Origin of the sequence: Labrys sp. (in: a-proteobacteria) (genome assembly GCF_047605565.1) — a bacterium.
GTDB classification, from domain to species: Bacteria; Pseudomonadota; Alphaproteobacteria; order Rhizobiales; family Labraceae; genus Labrys; species Labrys neptuniae.
The window spans coordinates 105,436-127,368 of record NZ_JASGFM010000009.1 but is presented as its reverse complement, the minus strand read 5'-3'; the positions used below and the strand labels follow the sequence as shown (position 1 = coordinate 127,368).

The following is a 21,933-nucleotide window of genomic DNA, read 5'->3' as shown; positions in this document are numbered from 1 at the left end:
CGGACTGTTCCTATGAAAACGTTCCGCAAACTAAATGTCTAGTATTTTTATAGAGAATATATACAAAATGAATGGAATCGACGCCGCTGCGGGCCGGAAAGGCCGTCGTCCAGGCGTCGAGTCACTCGATAAAACCCAAGAGAATCAGATAGATGACACAGAAGGCATCGACAGTGGCGGCAGGCTGGGGCAGCGGGCCGGGACATAATTACAACGACCTCGCCGCCACCTTCCGCCCCGTCTTCGATCGCATCCGCGCGGGTGCCGTCGAACGGGAGCTCAATCGCACCTTGCCGCATGAGCCGATCGGCTGGCTCAAGGATGCCCGCTTCGGCGCCTTGCGCGTGCCGGAAAAGGACGGCGGCTTCGGTGCCAGCCTGCCGCAGCTCTTCGCCCTCCTGATCGAATTGTCCCACGCCGATTCCAACGTCACGCAGGCCCTGCGCGCCCATTTCGGTTTCGCCGAGGACATCGTCAATGCCCGCGCGCAGGATCGCCGCGACCGTTGGCTGCCGCGCCTCTCCCGGGGCGAGATCACCGGCAGCGCCTGGACGGAGATCGGTGAAGCAAGGCAGGCCGCCTTCTCCACCATCGTAAAGCTTGGGGACGGCAAGGCCGCCTCCGTCACGGGCGCCAAATATTACACGACCGGTTCCCTCTTCGCCGACTGGATCGACATCGGCGCCAGCGGCGAGGAGGGCCAGTCGCTTTCGGCGACGGTCGCCCGCCATGCGCCGGGCGTCGACGTGATCGACGACTGGGACGGCTTCGGCCAGATCCTCACCGCCAGCGGCACCACCACCTTTACCGATACGCCCGTCGACCCCGCCGATGTCGTCATCGATGACGACCGCTTCAAATATTCGGCCGCCTTCTACCAGCTGGTGCATCTGGCGACGCTCGCCGGCATCGGGCGCGCCGCCAGCGACGACGTCGCCAAGGCGGTGAAGGCCCGCCGCCGCAGCTATTCCAACGCCCCCTCCCCGCGCCCCAGCGAGGATGCCCAGGTCCTGCAGGTGGTCGGCCGGATCCGCGGCGCAGCCTATTGCGCCAGTGCCATCGTGCTCAAGGCCGCCGAGGCCGTGCAGCACGCCTTCGACACCCGCTTTGCCGGCGACGCGGCGGCGGAGGAAGCGGCCAATGCCGTCGCCGAGCTCGAGGTGGCGCAGGCCCAGACCGTGGTCACCACCCTGATCCTCGAAGCTTCCACCATCGTGTTCGACGCCCTCGGCGCCTCCGCCACGCAGCGCTCCGCCGCCCTCGACCGCCACTGGCGCAATGCGCGTACCCTCTCCTCGCACAATCCCCGCATCTACAAGGATCGCATCATCGGGGACTTCGCCGTCAACGGCACGCCGCCGCCCTATCAATGGCGCATCGGGCAGGTGTGAGGGGGCGAAGATGCCCCAAACAGGTGCCACTTCACTTTACTCACCAGGGCCGGCATAGACACATTGCTTGAGCCCTCTGGAAAGAGCGCAGACATCCTTCCCCGGTTTCGGGGAAGGATTTCTTCGCTTTACTCGATCAATCGAGACGCCACCCCTCTCCGCCCGCCATTTGACGGAATCACCCGTCATTGCGAGATCTTGGAGCAGGAAGAAGCGGTACTGTGCCGCCGCCCGAACGCCCCAAGGAGCCGATGTCACCTCTGGTCGAAACCGTGCTGTTCGTCTTCGGCCTGGTCGCGCTCGGTTATGGTGCGGGGGCAAGCGGCTATCTCAAGGCAGCGACCGGCGACGCCCTTTCCGATTTCGCCGTCCGCGTGGCCCTGCCGCTGCTGCTGTTCCGCACCATGGTCACCTCCAGTTTCCACGGCTCGGCGCCCTGGCAGTTATGGGCCACCTATTTCACCGCCGTCATCGTGGCCTGGATCGCCGGCCACCTGGCGATCACCCGCCTGTTCCAGCGTGACGGACAGGCCGGTGTGATCGGCGGGGTCTCTTCCGCCTTCTCCAATCTGGTGCTGCTCGGCATTCCCTTCATGCTCGGCGTCTTCGGCAATGAAGGCTTCGAAATCCTGTCGCTGATCATCTCGGTGCATCTGCCCACCATGCTGATGGCCTCGATCCTGCTGTTCCACTGGTTCGGGCCACGGCGCCAGGAGCCGCTGCATCCCCTGGCGGTCATTCACGACTTCCTGCGCAGGCTGCTCACCAATCCCCTGATCATCGGCATCTTTGCCGGCCTCGCCTGGCGGGCAAGCGGCATTGCCCTGCCTGCTATCGCCAATCGCTTCGTCGACGCCCTCGCCGACGTGGCCGGGCCGATCGCCCTGTTCGCCATGGGCCTCGGCCTGAAGAAGTTCGGGCTGACAGGCAATCTCAAGCCGGCTCTGCTCCTGTCCGGCCTGAAACTGCTGCTGATGCCGGCCGTCGCCCTCGCCGCCGCCTGGCTGTTCGGCCTGCCGCCTTTCCCGGCCAAGGTGGCCGTGGCCGCGGCGAGCCTGCCGTCGGGCGTAAACTCCTATCTGATCGCGATCCAGCTCAAGACGGAGCAATCCCTGGCTTCCAACCAGATCACCATCGCCACCGCCTTTTCCGTGGTGACGACCGCTTTCTGGCTCGAGATCGCCACCACGCTGCTGGGCTGAGGGAGGTCCTTCAGACCGCCTCTTCGTCCGGATCCCGCGTCCAGGGCGCGAAGATCTCGGCCGCGAATTCCACGAAGGCCTGGATCTTGCGGTCGCGCGTGGCGCGCTTGGAGTAGAGCGCCCAGACCTCGGCATCCTCGGCCCGGTGCCAGTCCGGCAGGACGATCTCGAAGGACTGGTCTCCGGCCCGGTTGGCCATCAGCCGGGTGGACACCAGGGCAATGCCGGCTCCCTTGAGCATCTGGCGGATGATGGTGTCGGATTCGTTCGACATCAGGATCGGGCGGACGGCGACCTCGACTTCGGCCCCGGCCTTGCTTCTCAGCCGCCAGGTGGTCAGGAACTCTCCCGGCCCATGCGCCAGCACGGCATGATTGGAAAGCTCCTGCGGCGAGGCGGGGCGCCCGGCGCGATCGAGATAAGAGGGGCTCGCAAGCAGGCGCGCCCGCGATCGCCCCAGGCGCCGGGCCACATAGCTGGAATCGGGCAGCACGCCCGTCCGCAACGCCACGTCGAAGCCATGCTCCACCAGATCGAGCGGATGGTTGTCGAAGGTCAGCGCCAGCCTGATCCTGGGATAGCGGCGGCGGAACTCCTCCAGAGCCGGTTCCAGCGCGATCAGGCCGAGGGCATAGGGAACCAGGAGGCGCAGCGTGCCCTCCGGCTCTGTCCTCAAGGCGCGGACCGACAGATCGGCTTCCTCCAGGATCTCCTCGGCGAGGCTGCAGCGTTCGTAAAAATCGCGCCCGGCTTCGGTGAGCGACACGCGCCTCGTCGTCCGGTTGAGCAGGCGCACGCCGAGATCCTCCTCGAGCGCCGTGACACGCCGGCTCACCGTGCTCAGCGGCAGGCCGAGCTGGCTCGCCGCGGCGGTGAAGCCGCCCCTTTCGACCACGCGCAGGAAGATCCAAAGGCTCTGGAGATTGTGCAATCGCACGCTCCGTGAAAACTATTCCATATTTAGCAATAGTTTTTGCCAAATAGCCATAGTTATTCCATTCCTGTTGCCACGCTATAAGCGTTCCCATGACCGCCCTGTCCACGTCCACACATGGGCCGATGCCCTTCTGGACCCGGCTGACCCAGGCACCGCCCGGTACCAGCTGGAGCGGCATCGCTTTTGCGCTGCGGACGACGGCTGCCTCGCTGATCGCGCTCTACATCGCCTTCCTGATCAATCTGGACAGCCCGAAATGGGCGGCGATGACGGTTTGGATCGTCGCCCAGGGCAGCCGTGGCATGACGCTGTCGAAGGCGCGCTATCGCGTTCTCGGCACCTTCGCGGGAACGGGTATCGCCGTCACCCTCACGGCCTTGTTCGCCCAGGCGCCGGAATTGCTTCTGTGCGCTCTCGCTATCTGGATCGGGCTGTGCACCGGCGTCGCCACGGCGCTGCGGAATTTCCGGGCCTATGGCGCGGTGCTCGCCGGCTATACCGCGGCGATCATCACCCTGGATGCGGCGGCCACCCCCTCGCAGATCTTCGACGTCGCCGAGGCGCGTCTCATCTATATCCTGCTCGGTATCGGGGTGGAGGCAACGCTGAGCGCCATCCTTGCCCCCTCCCGCCCCCTGGACGACGTCCGCGCCGGCCTGGGCGCCTATATCCGGCAAGCCGCCGGCATCTGCGCCCGTGCCCTCGGCGGAGAGGCGGCAGCGACCCCGGCGCTGCAGCGCCTGTTCGCCAAGGCCCTCGCCCTGGACACCACGGCCGAATATGCCGCGTCCGCCTCCACCGTCGCGCGCGGCGCCCTCGGACATGTCCGCGCCGCCGCGAGCGCAACCCTGGTCCAGCTCGCCGCCGCGCACAGCCTGCGTGACTATCTGGCCCGACGGGACAGCGGGGAAGATGCGTTGCTGGCCGAGAGCGCGGCGGTGCTGCAAGCTGTCGCCAATGGCAACACCAACGAGCAGGCGACAATCGTCGCCTTGCGTGAGCGCCTGGGTGCGGCCTGCCCTGGTGACCATGGCGAACACGGGAACGAGCGGTCGTTCCTGCATGACCGGCTCGACGCGCTGCTCTCTTCCCTGCAGACGGCCTTGATGCGCCAGGCTCTCCTGGCGCGGCCAGCGCCACCGCCCTCGCGCCTAGACTTCGCCTTCCACATCGACTTGACGGCCGCGCTGCATAACGGCATCCGCGCCATCGCTGCCGTCCTGCTGGCCTCAGCCGCCTGGATCCTGACGGCAGCGCCGACGGGCTCGGGCTTCGTCACCATCGTCAGCGTGGTCTGCGCCCTGTTCGCCACGCGGGACAATCCCGTCGCCGCCGGCCTCGGTTTCCTGAAAGGCACCGGCTGGGCCTTTGCCGCGAGCGCCATCTGCAATTTCGCGCTGATCCCGATGATCTCCGGCTTCCCTCTGCTCGCCGTCGTGATCAGCCTGTTCATGCTTCCTGCCGGGATCGCCATGCGCCATCCACGCACCGCGGCCCCCGCCGCGAGCTTTGCCATCTTCTTCTGGGACCTGGTGGGGCCGAGCAACGACGTGCGCACCGAGGCTGCCGGCTTCTTCAATGGCAGCCTGACGCTGCTGGCCGGCATCGCCTGCGGTACGCTCGCCTTCGCCTTGCTGTTCCCGCCGAATGTCCAGGCGACGCGACGACGCCTGCACCGGGCCATACGGCGCGATCTCGCCTTGATCGGCAGCACCCCGGGGATCTGGACCTCGGTGGAATGGTTCAGCCGGACCGCGGACCGCTTCGGCCGGCAGCTTGCCGCTGAAAAAGCCCTGCCCGCCACCGTGATGGACCAGGACATGGCCGGCATGCTGGCGGCGCTGACCATCGGCGCGGCCGCCATGGACCTCGACAGTCTGGCCAAGACCCAGAAGGCCGCCATCCGACCAATTCGCTCCGTACTGCGCCGTCTGGCTTCAGCCGATCCGCAGGCCCTGGCCCGGGCTGCCCGGCAGGCAGCAGCGCGTCTGCTTCGGCAGGCCCGGCGGGCGGACAACCACGCCTCGCGCGAGCTGTATCGGGCCGGGGTGCTGCTGCAGGAAATCGCGCGCGAAGCCACGGAACAGGCCGCGTTTCTGCAGGGGTGAGAACACCGTTCGGAAGAGGGCGGTGGTGGCACCGCCATGGGCTTATGCGGTGGCACCGCCCCTCACCCTTACCCTCTCTCCGCAAGGAGCGGGGCGAGGGAGGCACAGGCGTCGCGATTTATCCTCAGATCTCCCATCTCGACCAACGGTTGGGCGAGATGAGACCGTTTCAGCATAAGCGCGCCACCGAAGTCCCCCTCGCCCCGCTCCTTGCGGGGAGAGGGTAAGGGTGAGGGGCAGCACAAGCCTCTGTGGGCGATTCCAAAAAAGAAAGGCGCCGGATGGCTCCGGCGCCCCTTGATCTTTCTGGCCTGTCCGCAGGGATCAGATGTCGAGCGTGTGGTCACGTTCCCACTGGGTCAGATGGCTGGCGTAGCTGTTCCATTCCTGACGCTTGAGCTTGAGATAGGCAGCCGAAAAGTCATTGCCCAAAGCGGCCTTCAGTGACTCGTCCGCGTCGAAATTGCGCAGAGCATCGAGCAGGTTCAGCGGCAGCTTGGGCGCGTCCGTCACAGTATGGCCCATCTGATACATGTCGATGTCGTAGCGCTTGCCGGGATCGGCCTTGGAATGGATGCCGTCGAGGCCGGCGGCGACGATCACGGCCTGCATCAGATAGGGATTGGCGGCGCCGTCGGGCAGGCGCAGCTCGAAGCGGCCCTTGCCGGGCACGCGCACCATGTGGGTGCGGTTGTTGCCGGTCCAGGTCACCGAATTCGGGGCCCAGGTCGCGCCCGAGATGGTGCGGGGGGCGTTGATGCGCTTGTAGGAATTCACCGTCGGATTGGTGATCGCCGACAGGCTTTCGGCATGCTTCATGATGCCGCCGAGGAAGTGATAGCCCTGCCGCGACAGGCCCATCTCGTCCTTGTTGTCGTAGAACATGTTGACCTTGCCGGTCTCGTCCCACACCGAGATATGGGCATGGCAGCCCGAGCCGGTCAGCCCCATGAAGGGCTTGGGCATGAAGGTGGCGCGCAGGCCGTGCTTCTCGGCGACCGAGCGCACCATGAACTTGAAGAAGGAGTGCCGATCGGCCGTGATGAGGCAGTCGTCGAAGTTCCAGTTCATCTCGAACTGGCCGTTGGCGTCCTCGTGGTCGTTCTGGTAGGGGCCCCAGCCCAGTTCCAGCATGTAGTCGCAGATCTCGGCGATGACATCATAGCGGCGCATCAGCGCCTGCTGGTCGTAGCAGGGCTTGGCGGCGCAATCCATGGCATCGGAGATGGCGGTGCCGTCGGCATCGATCAGGAAGAACTCGGCCTCGACGCCGGTCTTCACATAGAGCCCTTCCTTGGCCGCATTGGCCATGACGTTCTTGAGCACCACGCGCGGCGCCTGGCCGACATGCTTGTCTTCCATGACGCAATCGGCGGGGACCCAGGCAACCTCCTTCTTCCAGGGCAGCTGGATCACCGCGCTGGGATCGGGCAGGCCGAAAAGATCGGGATGGGCCGGTGTCAGGTCCAGAAAGGTGGCAAAGCCGGCGAAACCGGCACCGTCCTTCTGCATGTCGGCGATCGCTGCTGCCGGAACCAGCTTGGCACGCTGGGCGCCGAACAGGTCCGTATAGGAAATCATAAAATAGCGAATGCCTTTTTCCCTAGCGAGCGTCGCCAGATCCTGGGTCATGGTCAAAGTTCCTGGTTCGGGATGTCTATCGTTTTGATTTATAAGGTATTCTGTCATTCCCGTTGGCTTCGGCCCTGATACCTTCCTATCCCGGGGGATCGGAAGGCCTACTCGGCTCTTTGAAGCCCACTGCGAAATCCGACGTCCGGAGAACCGAATTTCACCTGGGGATGGCAGTACGCAAAGGGCGCCCGCCTGCTGGCGAGCGCCCTTTCATGATGTCAGAAACCCTGCCCGGGAATCCAGCTCGTACCGGCCAGCGGTACGCGGGCCATGGCCGCAGCCTCGATGGTGAGGGCGCACAGATCTTCCGGCTCGAGATTATGCACGTGGTTCTTGCCGCAGGCACGGGCGATGGTCTGGGCCTCCAGCGTCATCACCTTGAGATAGTTGGCCAGGCGACGGCCAGCCTTGACCGGATCGAGCCTTTCCATCAACTCGGGATCCTGGGTGGTGATGCCGGCAGGGTCCTTGCCCTCGTGCCAATCGTCATAGGCGCCGGCAGTGGTGCCGAGCTTGCGGTATTCGTCCTCAAGCGCGGGATCATTGTCGCCGAGGGCGATCAGGGCGGCCGAACCAACGGAAACCGCATCCGCGCCGAGCGCCAGGGCCTTGGCGACATCGGCCCCGTTGCGGATACCGCCGGAGACGATCAACTGCACCTTGCGATGCATGTTGAGATCCTGCAGCGCCTGCACGGCGGGACGGATACAGGCAAGGGTGGGCTGACCGACATTCTCGATGAAGACTTCCTGGGTGGCGGCCGTGCCGCCCTGCATGCCGTCGAGCACCACCACGTCGGCACCGGCCTTCACCGCCAGCGCCACGTCGTAATAGGGCCTGGCGCCGCCGACCTTCACATAGATCGGCTTTTCCCAATCGGTGATTTCGCGCAGCTCCAGGATCTTGATCTCGAGATCGTCCGGCCCGGTCCAGTCGGGATGGCGGCAGGCGGAGCGCTGGTCGATGCCCTTGGGCAGCGTGCGCATCTGGGCGACGCGGTCGGAGATCTTCTGGCCGAGCAGCATGCCGCCGCCGCCGGGCTTGGCGCCCTGGCCGACCACGACCTCGATGGCGTCGGCCTTGCGCAGATCATCCGGATTCATGCCGTAGCGCGAAGGCAGATATTGGTAGACCAGGGTCTTGGACTGGCCGCGCTCTTCCGGCGTCATGCCGCCGTCGCCGGTGGTGGTCGAGGTGCCTGCCAGCGAGGCACCGCGCCCGAGGGCTTCCTTGGCCCGGCCCGACAGCGAGCCGAAGCTCATGCCGGCGACGGTGATCGGGATCTTCAGTTCGATCGGCTTCTTGGCGAAGCGCGAACCGAGCACGACATTGGTGGCGCAGCGCTCGCGATAGCCTTCCAGCGGATAGCGCGAGATCGAGGCGCCGAGGAAGAGCAGGTCGTCGAAATGCGGGACCTTGCGCTTGGCGCCGCCGCCGCGGATGTCATAGATGCCGGTGGTGGCGGCGCGGCGGATCTCGGACAGGGTGTAATCGTCGAAGGTCGCGGACTTGCGCGGAACGGTCGGCGGATTGTGATAGCTCATGAGGTCAATCCTGGGATCGCAGGCCTATAGCCTGCTCTTGAAACAGTCGATGCAGCGGGAAGAGCAGGCCGAAAGCCCGCGATCCCAGGTCAATAGGCATCCGCATTGTCGATGTTGAAGTTGTAGAGCGTACGGGCCGAGCCGTAGCGCTTGAACTCCTCGGGCTTGACGTCGGTGAAGCCGGCCTTGGCCAGCAGCCCACCGAGGATTTCCAGATGCTCGGGGCGCATCTCCTTCTCGATGCAGTCGGCCCCCAGGCTCTTCACCTTGCCGCGCACGAACAAACGGGCTTCGTAGATCGAGTCGCCCAGGGCATCGCCGGCATCGCCGCAGACCACCAGATTGCCCGACTGCGCCATGAAGGCCGACATGTGGCCGATATTGCCCTTCACCACGATGTCGATGCCCTTCATCGAGATGCCGCAGCGCGAGGAGGCATTGCCTTCGATCACCAGGATACCGCCCTTGCCGGTGGCGCCGGCATATTGGCTGGCATCGCCCTTGATGCGGACTTCGCCCGACATCATGTTCTCGGCCACGCCCGGGCCGGCGGAGCCGTGCACGACGACAGTGGCTTCCTTGTTCATGCCGGCACAGTAATAGCCGACACTGCCCTTGACATCGATGCGCACGGGCGCGTCGACACCCACGGCCAGGGCATGCGAGCCCTTGGGATTGCTCACCTCCCAGGACGTGGCGTTGGTGCCGGCCTTGAGGGCGTGCAGGGCCTGGTTGAGCTCGCGCAGCGGCGTCTTGGCCAGATCGATCTTTTCAACGTCCGTGCTCACGCTCGCGACTTTCTTCGCAAGTTGATCCATGCCTCAGCGCTCCCAGAAATAGACGGTGGCGGGCTCGGGCTCCCACACCTTGGCATCCTCGATGCCGGGCAGGTTGACCAGAGCGCGATATTCGGACCCGAAGGCGACATATTGATCGGTCTCGGCGAGCACGGCCGGCTTGCACGCGACAGGATCGCGCACGACCCCGAAGCCGTCCTTGGTGCCGACCACGAAGGTGAAGAAGCCGTCGAGATCGTCGAGACCCTTCTCCATGGCCTCGCCGAGATTGAGGCCCTGATTCATGCGCCAGGTCAGATAGGCGGCCGCGACCTCGGAGTCGTTCTCGGTCTCGAAGCTCATGCCGTCATGCTTGAGCTCGCGGCGCAGATTGTTATGGTTGGACAGCGAGCCATTGTGCACGAGGCACTCGTCGGCGCCGGTCGAGAAGGGATGGGCGCCGAGCGTGGTTACCGCCGATTCCGTCGCCATGCGGGTATGGCCAATGCCATGGCTGCCCGTCATCTCGGCGAGACCGAAGCGCTTGGCGACCTCGGTGGGGTAGCCCACTTCCTTGTAGATCTCGATCGCTTCACCCGCGCCCATGATGCGGATCGAAGGGCGCTCCGCCTTGATGGCCTGGCGAGCCGCCTCGGCCTTGTCGGCATCGAGGACGAGAACGGCGTGGGTGTCCTTCGGCGAGATGGAGACCTTGGCACCCACGGCCTTTTCGACCAGGGCGGCGAGGCCCTCGAAATCCTTGGCTGGATCGGCCGACTGGACGGTGATCTTGGCCTTGCCGGCTTGCGGCGCGCCATAGATCGCGAACCCGGCCGAGTCCGGGCCGCGGTCGCACATGGTGGCGAGCATACCCGACAGGAGCGTACCCAATTGGGGCTCCAGGCTCTTATCCTTCAGAAACAGGCCGACAATGCCACACATAGCACGGGTCCCTCATGCGATTGATTTCAGGGAGGCTAGCAATTTCCTGAGGCGCCAGCAATATCCACCTGAACATTTTTTTCCTGTGAGGAATATTTTTTTGGAAACGGATTTTCCTCACAGGAAACAGCCAAAAAATGAAGCTCTCAGGCCTGCTGGCGCCAGCGTTCCCAGCGCAGGCGCGCCACCCGGTAGGCATCCGGGATCGAAAGCGCCCAGACGAACAGGCCTCCCGCCATGCGGCCGATCGGAGACGTCTCCGGTGTCGACAAATGCCAACTCAGAAAGGCGAATAGGAGCGTGAAGAACGCAAATCCCAACCCGCGCATCTGGCGGCCGAGAGCGACATGGCCGACCCCCGGAAGCGCAACGGCGAGGGCGAGGATGAGATAGGGATGAAAGGGTTTCGCGAGCATGGCTGCGGCCATGGCGCCCTCCTGACGGTGATTCATGCATTGCGATTCTGGTTCAATCGCCATTGCGGGAGCGGCGAAGCAATCCAGACGTCCATTCATAACAGCCTCTAGGCCCGCTGGCCGCGCGTCTGCGCCAACTGCGCTGGCATCGGTGCGGGCGACAGCCTGCGGGCGATCTCCTCCAGGCCGTCATAAAGCCGCATGAACAAAGCGGGATCGAAACCTGCGTCGCCGAAATCGCATTGGCGCAGTAGCAGATGCTGGCCTCGCTGCCCTTCGGCGGCCTGAAAGATCACCCTCAAGCCGGCCGGCATCACCAGCACTTCCTTGACCCTAGGGTCGGCCATCAGGTCTGCGATCGCCCGCTCCGCCTGGGCCAGGAAGGCTGCACCGCGCCGCCGGCCTCGTACCATCACGTCCTCGGGCAGGCTGGCGGGCGGCTCGAGACGCGCCGGCAAATCGGGCGTGCGGGCGTAGAACTCGCTGCCGGAAGGGCGCGCCAACACGCCGAAGGCAGCTCCCCCCGGCAGCGGCGTCATGACCGTCAGTGAAAGCCAAAGCTGCGGCAAGCGCCGCAGCGTCATCGTATCGGGCATCAATTCGACGATGACGCGACGGCCGGCGATCTCACCGGACAACCGGGGAAATCCCCCGACGCCATCCGCCTGCTCCACCCGCTCGAACAGCGGGTGGCAATCGGCCAGCAGGGCCCTCCGCCGGCGCCAAAGCGCCGACCTCTCGCGATTCAACAGCCAGCCCAGGCCGGCAAAGCCCGCCGCCAGGACTGCAAGAAATGCGAACAAGGTCATGCTGGCCGCCTCCTCATCGCCTCAATATCCCCTGGGTCGAGGCCAGGGCATGGTGAACTGGTCGCCGCGCCGCACATATTTGTAGCGGTGGAAGGCAAACCACATCGAGACCACGATATAGAACACCATCATGGCGATGAGCTGGGTGCCATAGCCCAGGAACACCGCGAAATAGGCGGTCGAGCACAGCAGGAACAGCACGATCGCCGGCAGCGGATGCAGGGGATGCACATAGCCGCGCTTGATGCTGCCCACCGGCCATTTCCAGCGGAACATCATCACGTTGAACGTCATGTAGGAGTAGCCGAGCAGGCCCGACAGGATCGAGAAGGTCACCACCTGGTCGAGCGGCGCTCCCAGGGCGAAGATCAGCGCGATCGGCACCAGGAAGAAGATCGACCGGAAGGGCGTGCGGTATTTCGGATGCACGGCGCCGAACCAGGCCGGCATGTAGCGATCACGCCCCATCGAGAACCAGGCACGCGAAGCATCGTTGATGCAGCCATTGGCCGAAGCCAGCGTGGCGAAGATGGTGCCCACGAACAACAGGACCATCAGTCCGGTCGAGCCGGTCATGCGGGCCGCGTCAAACAAGGGCGTTGTGGCCTGGCCGAGATATTCCCAGGGCATCAGGCTGACGCAGACATACCAGGTCATGGCGGCGGCGATCAGCAGGGTGATCATGCCGAGCATGGTGCCGAACGGCAGCGAGCGAGCGGGCGAACGCACCTCCTCGGCCGCCTGGCAGGTGCCCTCGATGCCGAGATAGAACCACAGGCCGAAATGCAGCGAAGCAACCACGCCGAGCCAGCCATAGGGCAGGCCCGTCAGCAATTCGGCAGGCTTGAGCAGGTCCTCCGACCACGGCTTGGCGCCGACGAACAGGAAGACGATGGCGAGGAAGGCGATGGCGGTGATCACCAGGTTGAAGGTGAGCGTGGCATAGACGCCGCGATAGTTCAGCAGGGCCAGGCCCATGATGGTGAGCACGATGAAGGGCTTGTCATGCACCGCATCGAAACCGGCCATGCCGCCCACCGTCTGGATCAGATAGCCGGCGGTGATCGCATTGGCCGCTTCGAGCATGGTGTAGGCCATCACCAGATAGAGGCCGACATTGAAGGCCATCAACGGGCCGACGATGTGCTTGGCCTGGGCATATTGGCCACCGGCCGCAGCGACGGTCGAGGTCACCTCGGAATCGATCATGGCCACGCAGGTATAGAGCAGGCCCGCCGTCCAGCACGCGATCAGGGCAGCGAGCGCCCCGCCCTTGCCGACGGCGAAGTTCCAGCCCATGAACTCGCCGACCAGCACGATGCCGACCCCGAGCGCCCAGACATGGGCGGGGCCGAGCACGCGCAGCAGCGAGATCTTCTCGCCATGGATGACGGTCTGCTGGACATGCGCCGAAGCCCCCGCATTGGAGGTGATCTCACTCATTTTGCACCTCTATGCGTTGGGTCGATGATCAGCTCATCTTCGATTTCGCCTTCGCGGGAGGACATCAGCATGTCCTCCGAATAGGTCGCGTTGGTCTTGATCAGGTCGTAGAGCATCCAGGCGCCGATCAGGATCGAGATCGCCCAGGCCGCATATTCGAGAAGATGGAACGTATTCACGGCAGCGCCCTCACTTGTCGCCGAAGCGTTCGGCGATCACATCCCGGTATTCCTTTTCCGAGAAGTAGATCAGGAAGCCGAAATAGATCACGATGATCGCCGCAGTGAGCAGGAAGGCCAGCAGCGAGAAGGAATAATCGAAGCGCGAGGCGATGATCGGCGCTGCCGTTTCGGCGGTATAGCCGAGCTTTTCCCACAGCGACTGGGCGAACGACGATTGTCCCATGCCGGCCCAGCTCTTGTCCGAAAAGGTCAGATCCACCTTGCCCCCCCCGGCAAGCCCAAGGGCGATGGGCGCGAACAGGCTGGCGATCACTAAGGCGAGTAGCACGATGGAATCGATGACCTGGCCGAGCGCCGATTGTTCGGGCGGCTGATAGGGTGTCTTGCCTGAAGGTGTCTTGGCCATGTCAGCTCCTCACCGCTTGCTCTTCTTCATTTCATCGATGTAGTGGAGGTCGAGCCCGTAGAGATGCAGCTTGTCCTCGTGATAGTGGCGCAGCAGCGCGATGATCGCGGCCGTGTTGAACAGCAGCACCAGGCCCCCGGCGATGAGCAGGGCAATGGTGATGCCCGTCGAGCCGCTGTCGGGCGCTATCTTGAAGAAGACGAAAAGCAGGATGAGCCAGAGGGCGCCGATGGCGCCGAAAGCCCAGGCGCGGTCGCGGCGATACATCACCTCGATCCGCGGATCTTCCGATCCCGGTGTCATTGATATTTCCTCCCCGAATATCGCCTCTGGCGGGTTCGCTTTTGTTACTGAGAGGCAATTTGTTTTTATGCCAGGAAAGTCTGCGCCCGTTGCGCGGCCCCTGTCAAGCGCTTGTCTGACAAGAAACTTCGCATTCGCGACATTCTTTGGCAGATTCACGCCATTTTTCTGAACGTTTAATGCTCGGAAAATTTCTTGCACTTCAGGAAGACCCGCAGCAAGATCACCGGGAGCAGGAGGCGGGCATGAGGGTCCACTGCAGTTTGCGCGTGCGCAGACGATGCCGGAAGGCGGGCGGCGATTCGCCCATCGATCCTGCGCGGCTGGCCGGGGACGCGGCGCTGCCGGGCGAAAAATGCCCTTCGATCGCCTCTCCCTTCAAAAATCGCAGCTTCTTGTCTGGAATCCCGGCCTGTGGTCGCCATATTGGCGGGATAACGGGCGGCATCCAGCTTGTCGCTCGGTGGGTCGCACGATATTTTTTCAAGCGTCAGCCCAATGCAGCCGAGGAGTTGGCTGTCGCACTGCTGGGCAGCCGCAACAGGGTTGCCTTCATACGAGCGGGAACGACTCTCCTCTCGTTACGAGAGAGCGTGTTTTTTCTGAAGCCGGCCGCGGTCTTGGAATTCAGAACGTCCGGCTGCGAGGCAAATGGGAATGAGCGGGGAGGAAGCGCCGAACGCGCCATGCTCTCTGCAGGGACGTGAAAGGAACGAGCATGACGAAGCGGGTGGTTACACCGGCTGTCAGGACAGTGCCGACGCCCACCGCCGGGCGTGGAGGCCAGACGGTCATTGCCCCGACATTGGGCCCCCGTTATGCCGATCCAATCGATCCGGACGATGGCGAAGGCCTGTTCTCGGATGCCTTTCCCACCCGCGAACTGCCGCCCGCCTCCGCCTTTCCGGGCCAGGACCCGCATGCGCTCGGCGGCGCCCGCGACAATATTCTGGAAGTGGCGATCGGACGCGAGGTTCGCTCCTTCCGCAACAAGCTCGGCATCACCGTCGCCGACCTAGCCGCCGCGACGGGCCTGTCGCTCGGCATGCTCTCCAAGATCGAGAATGGCGTGACCTCGCCCTCGCTCACCACGCTGCAGACCCTGTCGCGCGCCCTCGGCGTGCCGGTGACCGCCTTCTTCCGGCGCTTCGAGGAACGGCGCGAGGCGGTGTTCGTCAAGGCCGGCGAAGGCCTCCTGATCGAGCGGCGCGGCACGCGCGCCGGCCATCAATATCGCCTGCTCGGCCACAATGCCGGCAATACCGGCCGCGTGGTGGTCGAACCCTATGTCATCACGCTGACGGAAGAATCGGACGTCTTCCCGCTGTTCCAGCATTCGGGCCTCGAATTCATCTACATGCTGGAGGGCGAGGTGGTCTACCGCCACGCCGACAAGCTCTACCACCTCACGCCCGGCGACAGCCTGTTCTTCGACGCCGATGCCCCGCACGGCCCCGACGAGATGCGGCAATTGCCGATCCGCTTCCTGTCGATCATCTCCTACGCGAAGGATGAGGTCTAACCGGCGCTGGGCGCCGAGCCAGTGGTGCGCAGTGCGACCGGCACGACAGCCCCCGGTGGCGGCGATCCCGATCCGGATCTCCAACAGGACGCAAGCGACATCGTCACGGCCACGACTGCGATCAATTGTGCGCCACTCCAAGAGCCGAAAACAGGATATATCCAGACAAGGAGCCCGATGCCGGCGCAAAGTGCGGATTGGAGAAGCCCCGCCAGGCCGTAACGAAAGAGCAGCCTTGTGCTTTCATCATCACGCGCATCGGAGACAGCACCATGGATGTCCGTGCGCTGGCGCGCATAGAAGTAGCTGAACAAAGGAAGGAGCAGAGCCGTCGCGACGATATGACTGACGGCGATCGCTCCTGACAAATCTCCTCCCTGCGCCGGCCAGACCAGCGGGTAGAGGAGGATCAAATATCCGGCGGCTATGCTGGCGAGAAACGGCGGCCAGATCACCGCTGCCAGTATCCTTTGCGTTTCCGCTCGATTCTTTTGCCTGGCTTGGGACGCTTCATCCGTCTTAGGCGCTTGGATCACGATCAACGTTGCTGTAACGGCCAACAGGGCTGCCACCAAGGCATAGACCAGACCGAACAGCATCATGGAGGGTGCCATTCCTCCGGTTCGGATAAGGTCGACCTGCTGAAGAAACGTTGCCGGAAGTGCCCCAACAAGGGGCGCCAACCAAAGGAACCAGAAGCCGTTGCCCAGCCCCGGCAATCGGAGACGATCGACCAACCAAATCAGCAAGGCCGTGCTGCCGACGAAGGTTGCAAGGCCCACCGGAACCGCGATTGCGTCGGTATCGTCGACCACCCCCACGGCCCGCAGGCCAACCATAATGCCGTATCCCTGCATCGCGGTCAGAACGAGCGTTGAAATACGCAGGACGTCGTTCCATCGACTTGCATTGCGGCAGGAGGCCTCCTGCCATCGCGCCAGCCGTGGAAATAACAGCTTGGCGATTTCGGCGTGAGCCAAAACCGTGAACAGCGGCACAAGGCCGAGAGAAAAAATGGAGAATCTGGCCATTGAGGGATCGAGTGAAAATGACGTCATGGAGGCCAGTTTTTCAGCATCGAGACCTGGCAAAGGGATCCAGGCTCCCAGAGCGTAGACCAAGAAGACCACGGCGAATGTCGCTATTGAACTCCCGGACATTTGAGGTGCCAATCGCCGCCGATCCATTCAGGTTCTCCCTGTAATAGCTGGGATCAGCCTTGCCCTTTTTCCCGTCGAGCTCAACTCCCATGAGAAGGACGCTTGACAGCGCCGCTGTCCTCGGCGGAAACTCGTTTGCATACGAACGATTTTCCGCCGTTTCAGCCTGCCTGCGGCGGTTTGCGCCCTCTCCCAGCAGCCATGAGGCTGGACCGGGAGGACGCGAGCCGACACAGTCCAAGAATCATAAAGCCTCCAACATCCAGAGCGGAGACCCTGAATGCGGATCTTGTCTCGACTGGCCCTCGCGGGCACCGTCGCCGTAACCTTGTTCACGGCCCTTCCTTCCCTTGCGGCCGACAGCATCAAGATCGGCGAGATCAATTCCTATTCCGGCCTTCCCGCCTTCACCGAGCCCTACCGCAAGGGCTGGCAGCTCGCGCTGGAGGAAATCAACGCCGCCGGCGGCGTCAACGGCAAGCCGATCGAGGTGATCTCCAAGGATGATGGCGGCAAGCCGGCCAGCGCCATCACCGCTGCCAACGAGCTCACTTCGAGCGATGGCGCGGTCATGCTGATGGGCACCTTCTTCTCCAATGTCGGTCTGGCCGTCTCCGACTTCGCCAAGCAGAAGGACGTGATGTTCCTGGCAGCCGAGCCGCTGACGGACGCCATCACCTGGTCGAAGGGCAATGCCCAGACCTTCCGCCTGCGCCCCTCCAACTACATGCAGGCGGCGATGCTGGCGGAAGAAGCCGCCAAGCTGCCGGCGAAGAACTGGGCCACGGTGGCGCCCAATTACGAGTACGGCCAGTCGGCCGTCGCCGTGTTCAAGCAGATCCTCAGCGCCAAGCGCCCCGACGTGAAATGGGTGGGCGAGCAGTGGCCGACCCAAGGCAAGATCGATGCCGGCCCGGTGGTGGAAGCCCTCATCGCCACCAAGCCTGACGCCATCCTCAACGTCACCTTCGGCGGCGATCTCGTAAAATTCGTGCGCGAGGGCTCGACCCGCGGCCTGTTCAAGGACCGCGCCGTGGTGAGTTTCCTCACCGGCGAGCCCGAATATCTCGCCCCCCTGAAGGATGAGGCGCCGACAGGCTGGATCGTCACCGGCTATCCCTGGAATGCGGTGAAGACCCCGGCGCACGAGGCCTTTCTCAAGGCCTACCAGGCCAAGTACAACGATTATCCGCGTCTTGGTTCGATCGTCGGCTACGTCACCATGAAGGCTGCCGCCGCGATCCTCGCCAAGGCCGGTTCGACGGATACCGCCGCGCTGATCAAGGCGGCCGAGGGCCTGCCGCTGGACACCCCTTTCGGGCCGATCAGCTTCCGCGCCATCGACCATCAATCCACCATGGGCGCCTTCGTCGGCAAGACGGGGGTCGCGGACGGCAATGGCGTGATGACCGATTTCGTCTATCGCGACGGCAAGGACTATCTGCCGGATGACGCCACGGTAAAGGGCATGCGGCCGGCGCCGTGAAGGGCAGGCCAGGCCGGGAAGGGCGGAACAAGCGCCCAAGAAGCCCAGAACGCCGCGGGGCCCCTCCCCCTACCCTCTCCCCGCAAGTGGCGGGGCGAGGGGGACTCCGACCGGGCGTCTCGAACTGAAAGCATCCAATCTCGCCCGACCATTGGGCGCGAGGAGCGATCAAAGGATCAATCGCAACGCCTGCGCCCCCCTCGCCCCGTCCTTACGGGGATAGGGTAGGGGTGAGGGGCTGCACCACCGATCAGACAAGCCACCTGATCTCCGACGCTCCCCAATTTGAGGTCTTCGTGGGAACCATCATCGCCCAATTCCTGAGCGGCCTTGCCGGGGCTGCCTCCCTGTTCCTGGTCGCATCGGGCCTGTCGCTGATCTTCGGCGTGACCCGCATCGTCAATTTCGCCCATGGCGCCTTCTACATGCTGGGCGCCTATGTCGCCTGCACGCTTGCCAATGCCTGGTCCGGTCCGCTCGGCTTCTGGCTGGCTCTGCCGGCCGCCGTGGCGATCGTGGCGGTCATGGGCGGCCTGCTGGAGATGACGCTGCTTCGACGGATCTATCGGGCGCCGGAACTGTTCCAACTGCTCGCCACCTTCGGCGTCACCCTGGTGGTACAGGACCTCGTGGTGATCGTCTTCGGCGCCGACGACCTGCTGGGGCCACGCGCGCCGGGCTTGAAGGGCGCGGTCGAGATCGCCGGCAAGGCGATCCCCGCCTATGACCTCTTCCTCATCGCCATGTCGCCTTTGGTGCTCGGCCTGATCTGGCTGCTGCTCAACCGCACCCGCTGGGGCATCCTGGTGCGGGCCGCCACGCAGGACCGCGACATGGTCGCCGCCCTCGGCGTCAACCAGAAATGGCTGTTCACCGGCGTGTTCATGCTGGGCGTCGGCCTCGCCGCGCTCGGCGGGGCCCTGCAGATCCCGCGCGACGCCGTCACCCACCAGATGGACCTCGCCATCATCGTCGAGGCCTTCATCATCGTGGTCACCGGCGGGCTCGGCTCCATCGTGGGCGCGCTCGTCGCCGCCATCCTGATCTCCGAGCTCAACGCCTTCGGCATCCTCGCCTTTCCCAAGATTTCCATCGTGCTGATCTTCCTGGTGATGGCGGTGGTGCTGGTGGTCAGGCCCTGGGGCCTGTTCGGCAAGCCGACGAGCCCGCAGCGCCCGGCCCTGGGCCTCACGACACAGCCCTGGCAGCCCATGCGAACGTCCGGACGGCTGCTCATAACCGCAGCCATCGCCCTTGCCGCATTGCTTCCGCTCGGCGCCAGCCCCTATGTGCTGTCGGTGGGCAGCGAGATCCTGATCTTCGTGCTCTTTGCGGCCAGCCTGCAGTTCCTGGTTTCGGTCGGCGGCCTCGTCTCCTTCGGCCATGCCGCCTTTTTCGGCCTGGGCAGCTATGGCGCCGCTCTGCTGACGACGATGCTGGGCTGGCCAATGGAAGCCGTGCTGCTGGCCGCGCCCCTGCTCGCGCTGGCAGGAGCCGTGCTGTTCGCCGGCTTTGCCGTTCGGCTTTCGGGCGTGTATCTCGCCATGCTCAGCCTCGCCTTCGCGCAGATCTGCTGGTCGATCGCCTCGCAATGGGTCGACTTCACCGGCGGCGACAATGGCATCTTGAGCGTATGGCCGGCGAAATGGGCTGCCCAGCCCTGGGCCTTCTACGAGTTGACCTTGGTTCTGGCCATGCTGGGGGTCGGCCTGCTCAGGCTCGCCACCTTCGCCCCCTTCGGCTTCATGCTGCGGGCCGTGCGCGATTCCGACCTGCGTGCCGAGGCGGTCGGCATCGCCAAGGCACCGGTGCAATGGGCCGCTTTCGTGCTGGCGGGCCTGCTGGCCGGCGTTTCCGGCGCTCTGTTCGCCTTCCTCAAGGGCAGCGTGTTTCCCGATGCCTTCGGCGTCACGACCTCGGTGGACGGGCTGGTGATGGTGCTGCTTGGCGGCATGGGCAGTGTCTCCGGCGCCGTGCTCGGCGCCGGCGTGTTCAAGACCCTGTCGATCTGGCTGATGAGCGCGACCGATTATTCCAAGCTTGCCATCGGCCTGTTCATCATCGCAGTCGTGGTGGTGCTGCCGCGCGGACTGGCGGGCCTGCGCGATCTCCTGCCGTCTCGAAATCTCTCACGGACCAAGGAGAACCGGCCATGACGGTGCTGCTGGAGGTCCAGGGGCTCGCCAAGACCTATGGCGGCGTCGAGGCGGTGAAGGACGTTTCGCTCACCGTCGCAGCCGGCGAGATGGTGGCGCTGATCGGCCCCAACGGCGCCGGCAAGAGCACCTGCTTCAACATGATCCACGGCCAGATCAAGCCCGATCGCGGCTCCATCCGCCTGTTCGGCCGCGAGACGGCAGGCATGCGGCCCGCCGCGATCTGCCGCCTCGGCGTCGGGCGCACCTTCCAGATCACCGCCACCTTCGCCTCGATGCGGGTGATCGAGAACCTCCAGGTCGCCCTGGCAAGCCATAACGACATCATCTGGCGCCGCTTTGCCCGCCTCGACCGCTACAAGCGGACAGAAGCCCAGGCCCTGCTCGACCTCGTCGGCATCGGCGCCCTGGCCGACCATCCCTGCGGCGAGCTCGCCTATGGCGATCTCAAGCGGCTGGAACTGGCGGTGGCACTCTCCAATGAGCCACGCCTCCTCTTGATGGACGAGCCGACCGCCGGGATGGCGCCGGGCGCGCGCATCGCCATGATGGCCCTGGCGGCCGGCATCGCCCGCCAGCGCGGCATCGGCATCCTGTTCACCGAGCATGACATGGACGTGGTGTTCGAGCATGCCGACAGGCTCCTCGTGCTCGATCGCGGCCGCCTGATCGCCGCCGGCGATGCCGACACCGTGCGCAACGACCCGCAGGTGCGCGCCGTCTATCTCGGCGACGGCACGGTCTTCGCGTCCGCCGCAATCCACGCGCATCAGGAGCCTGCCCGATGAAGCTGGAAATCGCCGACCTCGACAGTTTCTACGGCCCAGCCCACATCCTGCACCAGGTCTGCCTCGAGATCGGGCCGGGCGAGGTCGTCGCCCTGCTCGGCCGCAACGGCGCCGGCAAATCCACCACCTTCCGCTCGATCATCGGGCTGGTCGCCGACCGGCGCGGCGCCATCCGCCTCGACGGTGCCGACATCATCCGCCTGCCCGTCTATGAGATCGCCCGCCGCGGCATCGGCTATGTGCCCGAGGATCGCCGCGTCTTCACCGACCTGACGGTCAGGGAGAACCTGGAAGTCGGCCGCCGCCCCCCACGCCAGAACCTGAAGCCCTGGACGCCGGAACGGCTCTACGAGCTCTTCCCCAATCTCGCTGCCATGCCGGGCCGGCTCGGCGGGCGGATGAGCGGCGGCGAGCAGCAGATGCTCACCATCGCCCGCACCTTGATGGGCAATCCCGCCATCGTGCTGCTGGACGAGCCTTCCGAGGGCCTCGCACCCAAGATCGTCGAGGACATGGCCCGCGCCATCCTGCGCCTCAAGCAGGAAGGGCTGTCGATCCTGCTCTCCGAGCAGAACCTGCATTTTGCCCGCCTGATCGCCGACCGCGCCTACGTCATCGAGAGCGGCATGATCCGCTATTCCGGCACCATGGCCGCCTTGGAAGCCGACAGCGCCGTGCAGACGGAATATCTGGCATTGTAGCCGGCCCAAGCCGGCAGCACGCAAAG

The 21,933-nt window shown here is 64.6% G+C and carries 21 protein-coding genes; 9 read left to right on the top strand and 12 right to left on the bottom strand.

The features are described 5' to 3' along the window. Window positions 1-152: 152 nt before the first annotated feature. Complete coding sequence (locus QM672_RS11240) at window positions 153-1,391, top strand: acyl-CoA dehydrogenase family protein (protein WP_367623861.1); 1,239 nt, start codon at window positions 153-155, stop codon at window positions 1,389-1,391. Between the two features lie 251 nt (window positions 1,392-1,642). Next, the gene (locus QM672_RS11235) at window positions 1,643-2,593 is read left to right on the top strand and encodes an AEC family transporter (protein WP_415082600.1); all 951 of its coding nucleotides are present in this window, start codon (window positions 1,643-1,645) and stop codon (window positions 2,591-2,593) included. A gap of 10 nt (window positions 2,594-2,603) precedes the next feature. On the opposite strand, the gene QM672_RS11230 is transcribed toward QM672_RS11235, so the two are convergent. After that, complete coding sequence (locus tag QM672_RS11230) at window positions 2,604-3,524, bottom strand: LysR family transcriptional regulator (RefSeq protein ID WP_415082598.1); 921 nt, start codon at window positions 3,522-3,524, stop codon at window positions 2,604-2,606. Window positions 3,525-3,619: 95 nt separating this feature from the next. Here QM672_RS11230 and QM672_RS11225 point away from each other — a divergent pair, with 95 nt between their 5' ends. Further along, window positions 3,620-5,638: an FUSC family protein gene (locus QM672_RS11225; protein WP_415082596.1), complete on the top strand. Its 2,019-nt coding sequence runs from the start codon at window positions 3,620-3,622 to the stop codon at window positions 5,636-5,638. Between the two features lie 324 nt (window positions 5,639-5,962). Here QM672_RS11225 and glnT read toward each other — a convergent pair whose 3' ends face one another. From glnT to QM672_RS11175, 10 genes are all read right to left on the bottom strand, one after another. Then, window positions 5,963-7,270: a type III glutamate--ammonia ligase gene (gene glnT, locus QM672_RS11220; RefSeq protein WP_068296614.1), complete on the bottom strand. Its 1,308-nt coding sequence runs from the start codon at window positions 7,268-7,270 to the stop codon at window positions 5,963-5,965. Between the two features lie 221 nt (window positions 7,271-7,491). After that, complete coding sequence (locus tag QM672_RS11215; protein WP_068296611.1) at window positions 7,492-8,817, bottom strand: FMN-binding glutamate synthase family protein; 1,326 nt, start codon at window positions 8,815-8,817, stop codon at window positions 7,492-7,494. 89 nt (window positions 8,818-8,906) lie between these two features. Continuing rightward, window positions 8,907-9,605 carry a GXGXG domain-containing protein gene (locus QM672_RS11210; RefSeq protein WP_311937874.1) on the bottom strand — a complete coding sequence of 233 codons (699 nt, stop codon included), beginning with the start codon at window positions 9,603-9,605 and terminating at the stop codon, window positions 8,907-8,909. Between the two features lie 33 nt (window positions 9,606-9,638). Further along, window positions 9,639-10,535, bottom strand: coding sequence for a glutamine amidotransferase family protein (locus tag QM672_RS11205; RefSeq protein WP_311937872.1), 897 nt, complete (start codon window positions 10,533-10,535; stop codon window positions 9,639-9,641). 146 nt (window positions 10,536-10,681) lie between these two features. Beyond that, a complete protein-coding gene (locus tag QM672_RS11200; RefSeq protein WP_156771760.1) occupies window positions 10,682-10,963 on the bottom strand; it encodes a hypothetical protein in 282 nt (93 codons plus the stop codon). 95 nt (window positions 10,964-11,058) lie between these two features. After that, complete coding sequence (locus QM672_RS11195) at window positions 11,059-11,760, bottom strand: hypothetical protein (RefSeq protein ID WP_394312556.1); 702 nt, start codon at window positions 11,758-11,760, stop codon at window positions 11,059-11,061. A 21-nt stretch (window positions 11,761-11,781) separates the two neighbouring features. Then, window positions 11,782-13,203 carry an APC family permease gene (locus QM672_RS11190; protein ID WP_311937869.1) on the bottom strand — a complete coding sequence of 474 codons (1,422 nt, stop codon included), beginning with the start codon at window positions 13,201-13,203 and terminating at the stop codon, window positions 11,782-11,784. After that, a complete protein-coding gene (locus QM672_RS11185; protein ID WP_068296597.1) occupies window positions 13,200-13,382 on the bottom strand; it encodes a hypothetical protein in 183 nt (60 codons plus the stop codon). The genes QM672_RS11190 and QM672_RS11185 overlap by 4 nt, the downstream gene beginning before the upstream one ends. Before the next feature lie 10 nt (window positions 13,383-13,392). Next, window positions 13,393-13,791, bottom strand: a complete 399-nt coding sequence (locus QM672_RS11180; RefSeq protein WP_068296588.1) for a hypothetical protein — start codon at window positions 13,789-13,791, stop codon at window positions 13,393-13,395. A 9-nt stretch (window positions 13,792-13,800) separates the two neighbouring features. Further along, window positions 13,801-14,094, bottom strand: a complete 294-nt coding sequence (locus QM672_RS11175; RefSeq protein ID WP_068296585.1) for a hypothetical protein — start codon at window positions 14,092-14,094, stop codon at window positions 13,801-13,803. Window positions 14,095-14,273: 179 nt separating this feature from the next. Between QM672_RS11175 and QM672_RS11170 the strand changes: the two genes are divergently transcribed. Both QM672_RS11170 and QM672_RS11165 read left to right on the top strand, forming a co-directional pair. Continuing rightward, window positions 14,274-14,801 (top strand): hypothetical protein, encoded by a 528-nt coding sequence (locus tag QM672_RS11170; protein ID WP_415082591.1) that lies wholly within the window; start codon window positions 14,274-14,276, stop codon window positions 14,799-14,801. An 11-nt stretch (window positions 14,802-14,812) separates the two neighbouring features. Next, window positions 14,813-15,616, top strand: coding sequence for a helix-turn-helix domain-containing protein (locus tag QM672_RS11165; RefSeq protein ID WP_245314995.1), 804 nt, complete (start codon window positions 14,813-14,815; stop codon window positions 15,614-15,616). Here the strand turns inward: QM672_RS11165 and QM672_RS11160 are convergent. After that, window positions 15,613-16,803 carry a hypothetical protein gene (locus QM672_RS11160; RefSeq protein WP_415082588.1) on the bottom strand — a complete coding sequence of 397 codons (1,191 nt, stop codon included), beginning with the start codon at window positions 16,801-16,803 and terminating at the stop codon, window positions 15,613-15,615. The genes QM672_RS11165 and QM672_RS11160 overlap by 4 nt on opposite strands. Window positions 16,804-17,056: 253 nt before the next feature. On the opposite strand from QM672_RS11160, the gene QM672_RS11155 reads away from it, so the two are divergent. The 4 genes from QM672_RS11155 to QM672_RS11140 all read left to right on the top strand — a co-directional run bounded on the left by QM672_RS11155 (window position 17,057) and on the right by QM672_RS11140 (window position 21,907). After that, the gene (locus QM672_RS11155) at window positions 17,057-18,262 is read left to right on the top strand and encodes an ABC transporter substrate-binding protein (protein WP_415082586.1); all 1,206 of its coding nucleotides are present in this window, start codon (window positions 17,057-17,059) and stop codon (window positions 18,260-18,262) included. A gap of 296 nt (window positions 18,263-18,558) precedes the next feature. Continuing rightward, window positions 18,559-20,418 (top strand): ABC transporter permease, encoded by a 1,860-nt coding sequence (locus QM672_RS11150; RefSeq protein WP_415082584.1) that lies wholly within the window; start codon window positions 18,559-18,561, stop codon window positions 20,416-20,418. Beyond that, on the top strand, window positions 20,415-21,206 hold the full coding sequence (locus tag QM672_RS11145) for an ABC transporter ATP-binding protein (protein WP_415082582.1): 792 nt from the start codon (window positions 20,415-20,417) through the stop codon (window positions 21,204-21,206). The genes QM672_RS11150 and QM672_RS11145 overlap by 4 nt, the downstream gene beginning before the upstream one ends. Continuing rightward, on the top strand, window positions 21,203-21,907 hold the full coding sequence (locus tag QM672_RS11140; protein WP_415082580.1) for an ABC transporter ATP-binding protein: 705 nt from the start codon (window positions 21,203-21,205) through the stop codon (window positions 21,905-21,907). The genes QM672_RS11145 and QM672_RS11140 overlap by 4 nt, the downstream gene beginning before the upstream one ends. Window positions 21,908-21,933 lie beyond the last annotated feature (26 nt).

What these genes read in the sequence shown, in the direction of transcription:
- QM672_RS11240 (WP_367623861.1), top strand. Translation starts at nt 153, where the DNA reads ATGACACAGAAGGCATCGACAGTGGCGGCAGGCTGGGGCAGCGGGCCG.
- QM672_RS11235 (WP_415082600.1), top strand. Translation starts at nt 1,643, where the DNA reads ATGTCACCTCTGGTCGAAACCGTGCTGTTCGTCTTCGGCCTGGTCGCG.
- QM672_RS11225 (WP_415082596.1), top strand. Translation starts at nt 3,620, where the DNA reads ATGACCGCCCTGTCCACGTCCACACATGGGCCGATGCCCTTCTGGACC.
- glnT (WP_068296614.1), bottom strand. Translation starts at nt 7,270, where the DNA reads ATGACCCAGGATCTGGCGACGCTCGCTAGGGAAAAAGGCATTCGCTAT.
- QM672_RS11215 (WP_068296611.1), bottom strand. Translation starts at nt 8,817, where the DNA reads ATGAGCTATCACAATCCGCCGACCGTTCCGCGCAAGTCCGCGACCTTC.
- QM672_RS11205 (WP_311937872.1), bottom strand. Translation starts at nt 10,535, where the DNA reads ATGTGTGGCATTGTCGGCCTGTTTCTGAAGGATAAGAGCCTGGAGCCC.
- QM672_RS11200 (WP_156771760.1), bottom strand. Translation starts at nt 10,963, where the DNA reads ATGGCCGCAGCCATGCTCGCGAAACCCTTTCATCCCTATCTCATCCTC.
- QM672_RS11195 (WP_394312556.1), bottom strand. Translation starts at nt 11,760, where the DNA reads ATGACCTTGTTCGCATTTCTTGCAGTCCTGGCGGCGGGCTTTGCCGGC.
- QM672_RS11190 (WP_311937869.1), bottom strand. Translation starts at nt 13,203, where the DNA reads ATGAGTGAGATCACCTCCAATGCGGGGGCTTCGGCGCATGTCCAGCAG.
- QM672_RS11180 (WP_068296588.1), bottom strand. Translation starts at nt 13,791, where the DNA reads ATGGCCAAGACACCTTCAGGCAAGACACCCTATCAGCCGCCCGAACAA.
- QM672_RS11175 (WP_068296585.1), bottom strand. Translation starts at nt 14,094, where the DNA reads ATGACACCGGGATCGGAAGATCCGCGGATCGAGGTGATGTATCGCCGC.
- QM672_RS11170 (WP_415082591.1), top strand. Translation starts at nt 14,274, where the DNA reads ATGCTCGGAAAATTTCTTGCACTTCAGGAAGACCCGCAGCAAGATCAC.
- QM672_RS11165 (WP_245314995.1), top strand. Translation starts at nt 14,813, where the DNA reads ATGACGAAGCGGGTGGTTACACCGGCTGTCAGGACAGTGCCGACGCCC.
- QM672_RS11160 (WP_415082588.1), bottom strand. Translation starts at nt 16,803, where the DNA reads ATGGATCGGCGGCGATTGGCACCTCAAATGTCCGGGAGTTCAATAGCG.
- QM672_RS11155 (WP_415082586.1), top strand. Translation starts at nt 17,057, where the DNA reads ATGCGGATCTTGTCTCGACTGGCCCTCGCGGGCACCGTCGCCGTAACC.
- QM672_RS11145 (WP_415082582.1), top strand. Translation starts at nt 20,415, where the DNA reads ATGACGGTGCTGCTGGAGGTCCAGGGGCTCGCCAAGACCTATGGCGGC.
- QM672_RS11140 (WP_415082580.1), top strand. Translation starts at nt 21,203, where the DNA reads ATGAAGCTGGAAATCGCCGACCTCGACAGTTTCTACGGCCCAGCCCAC.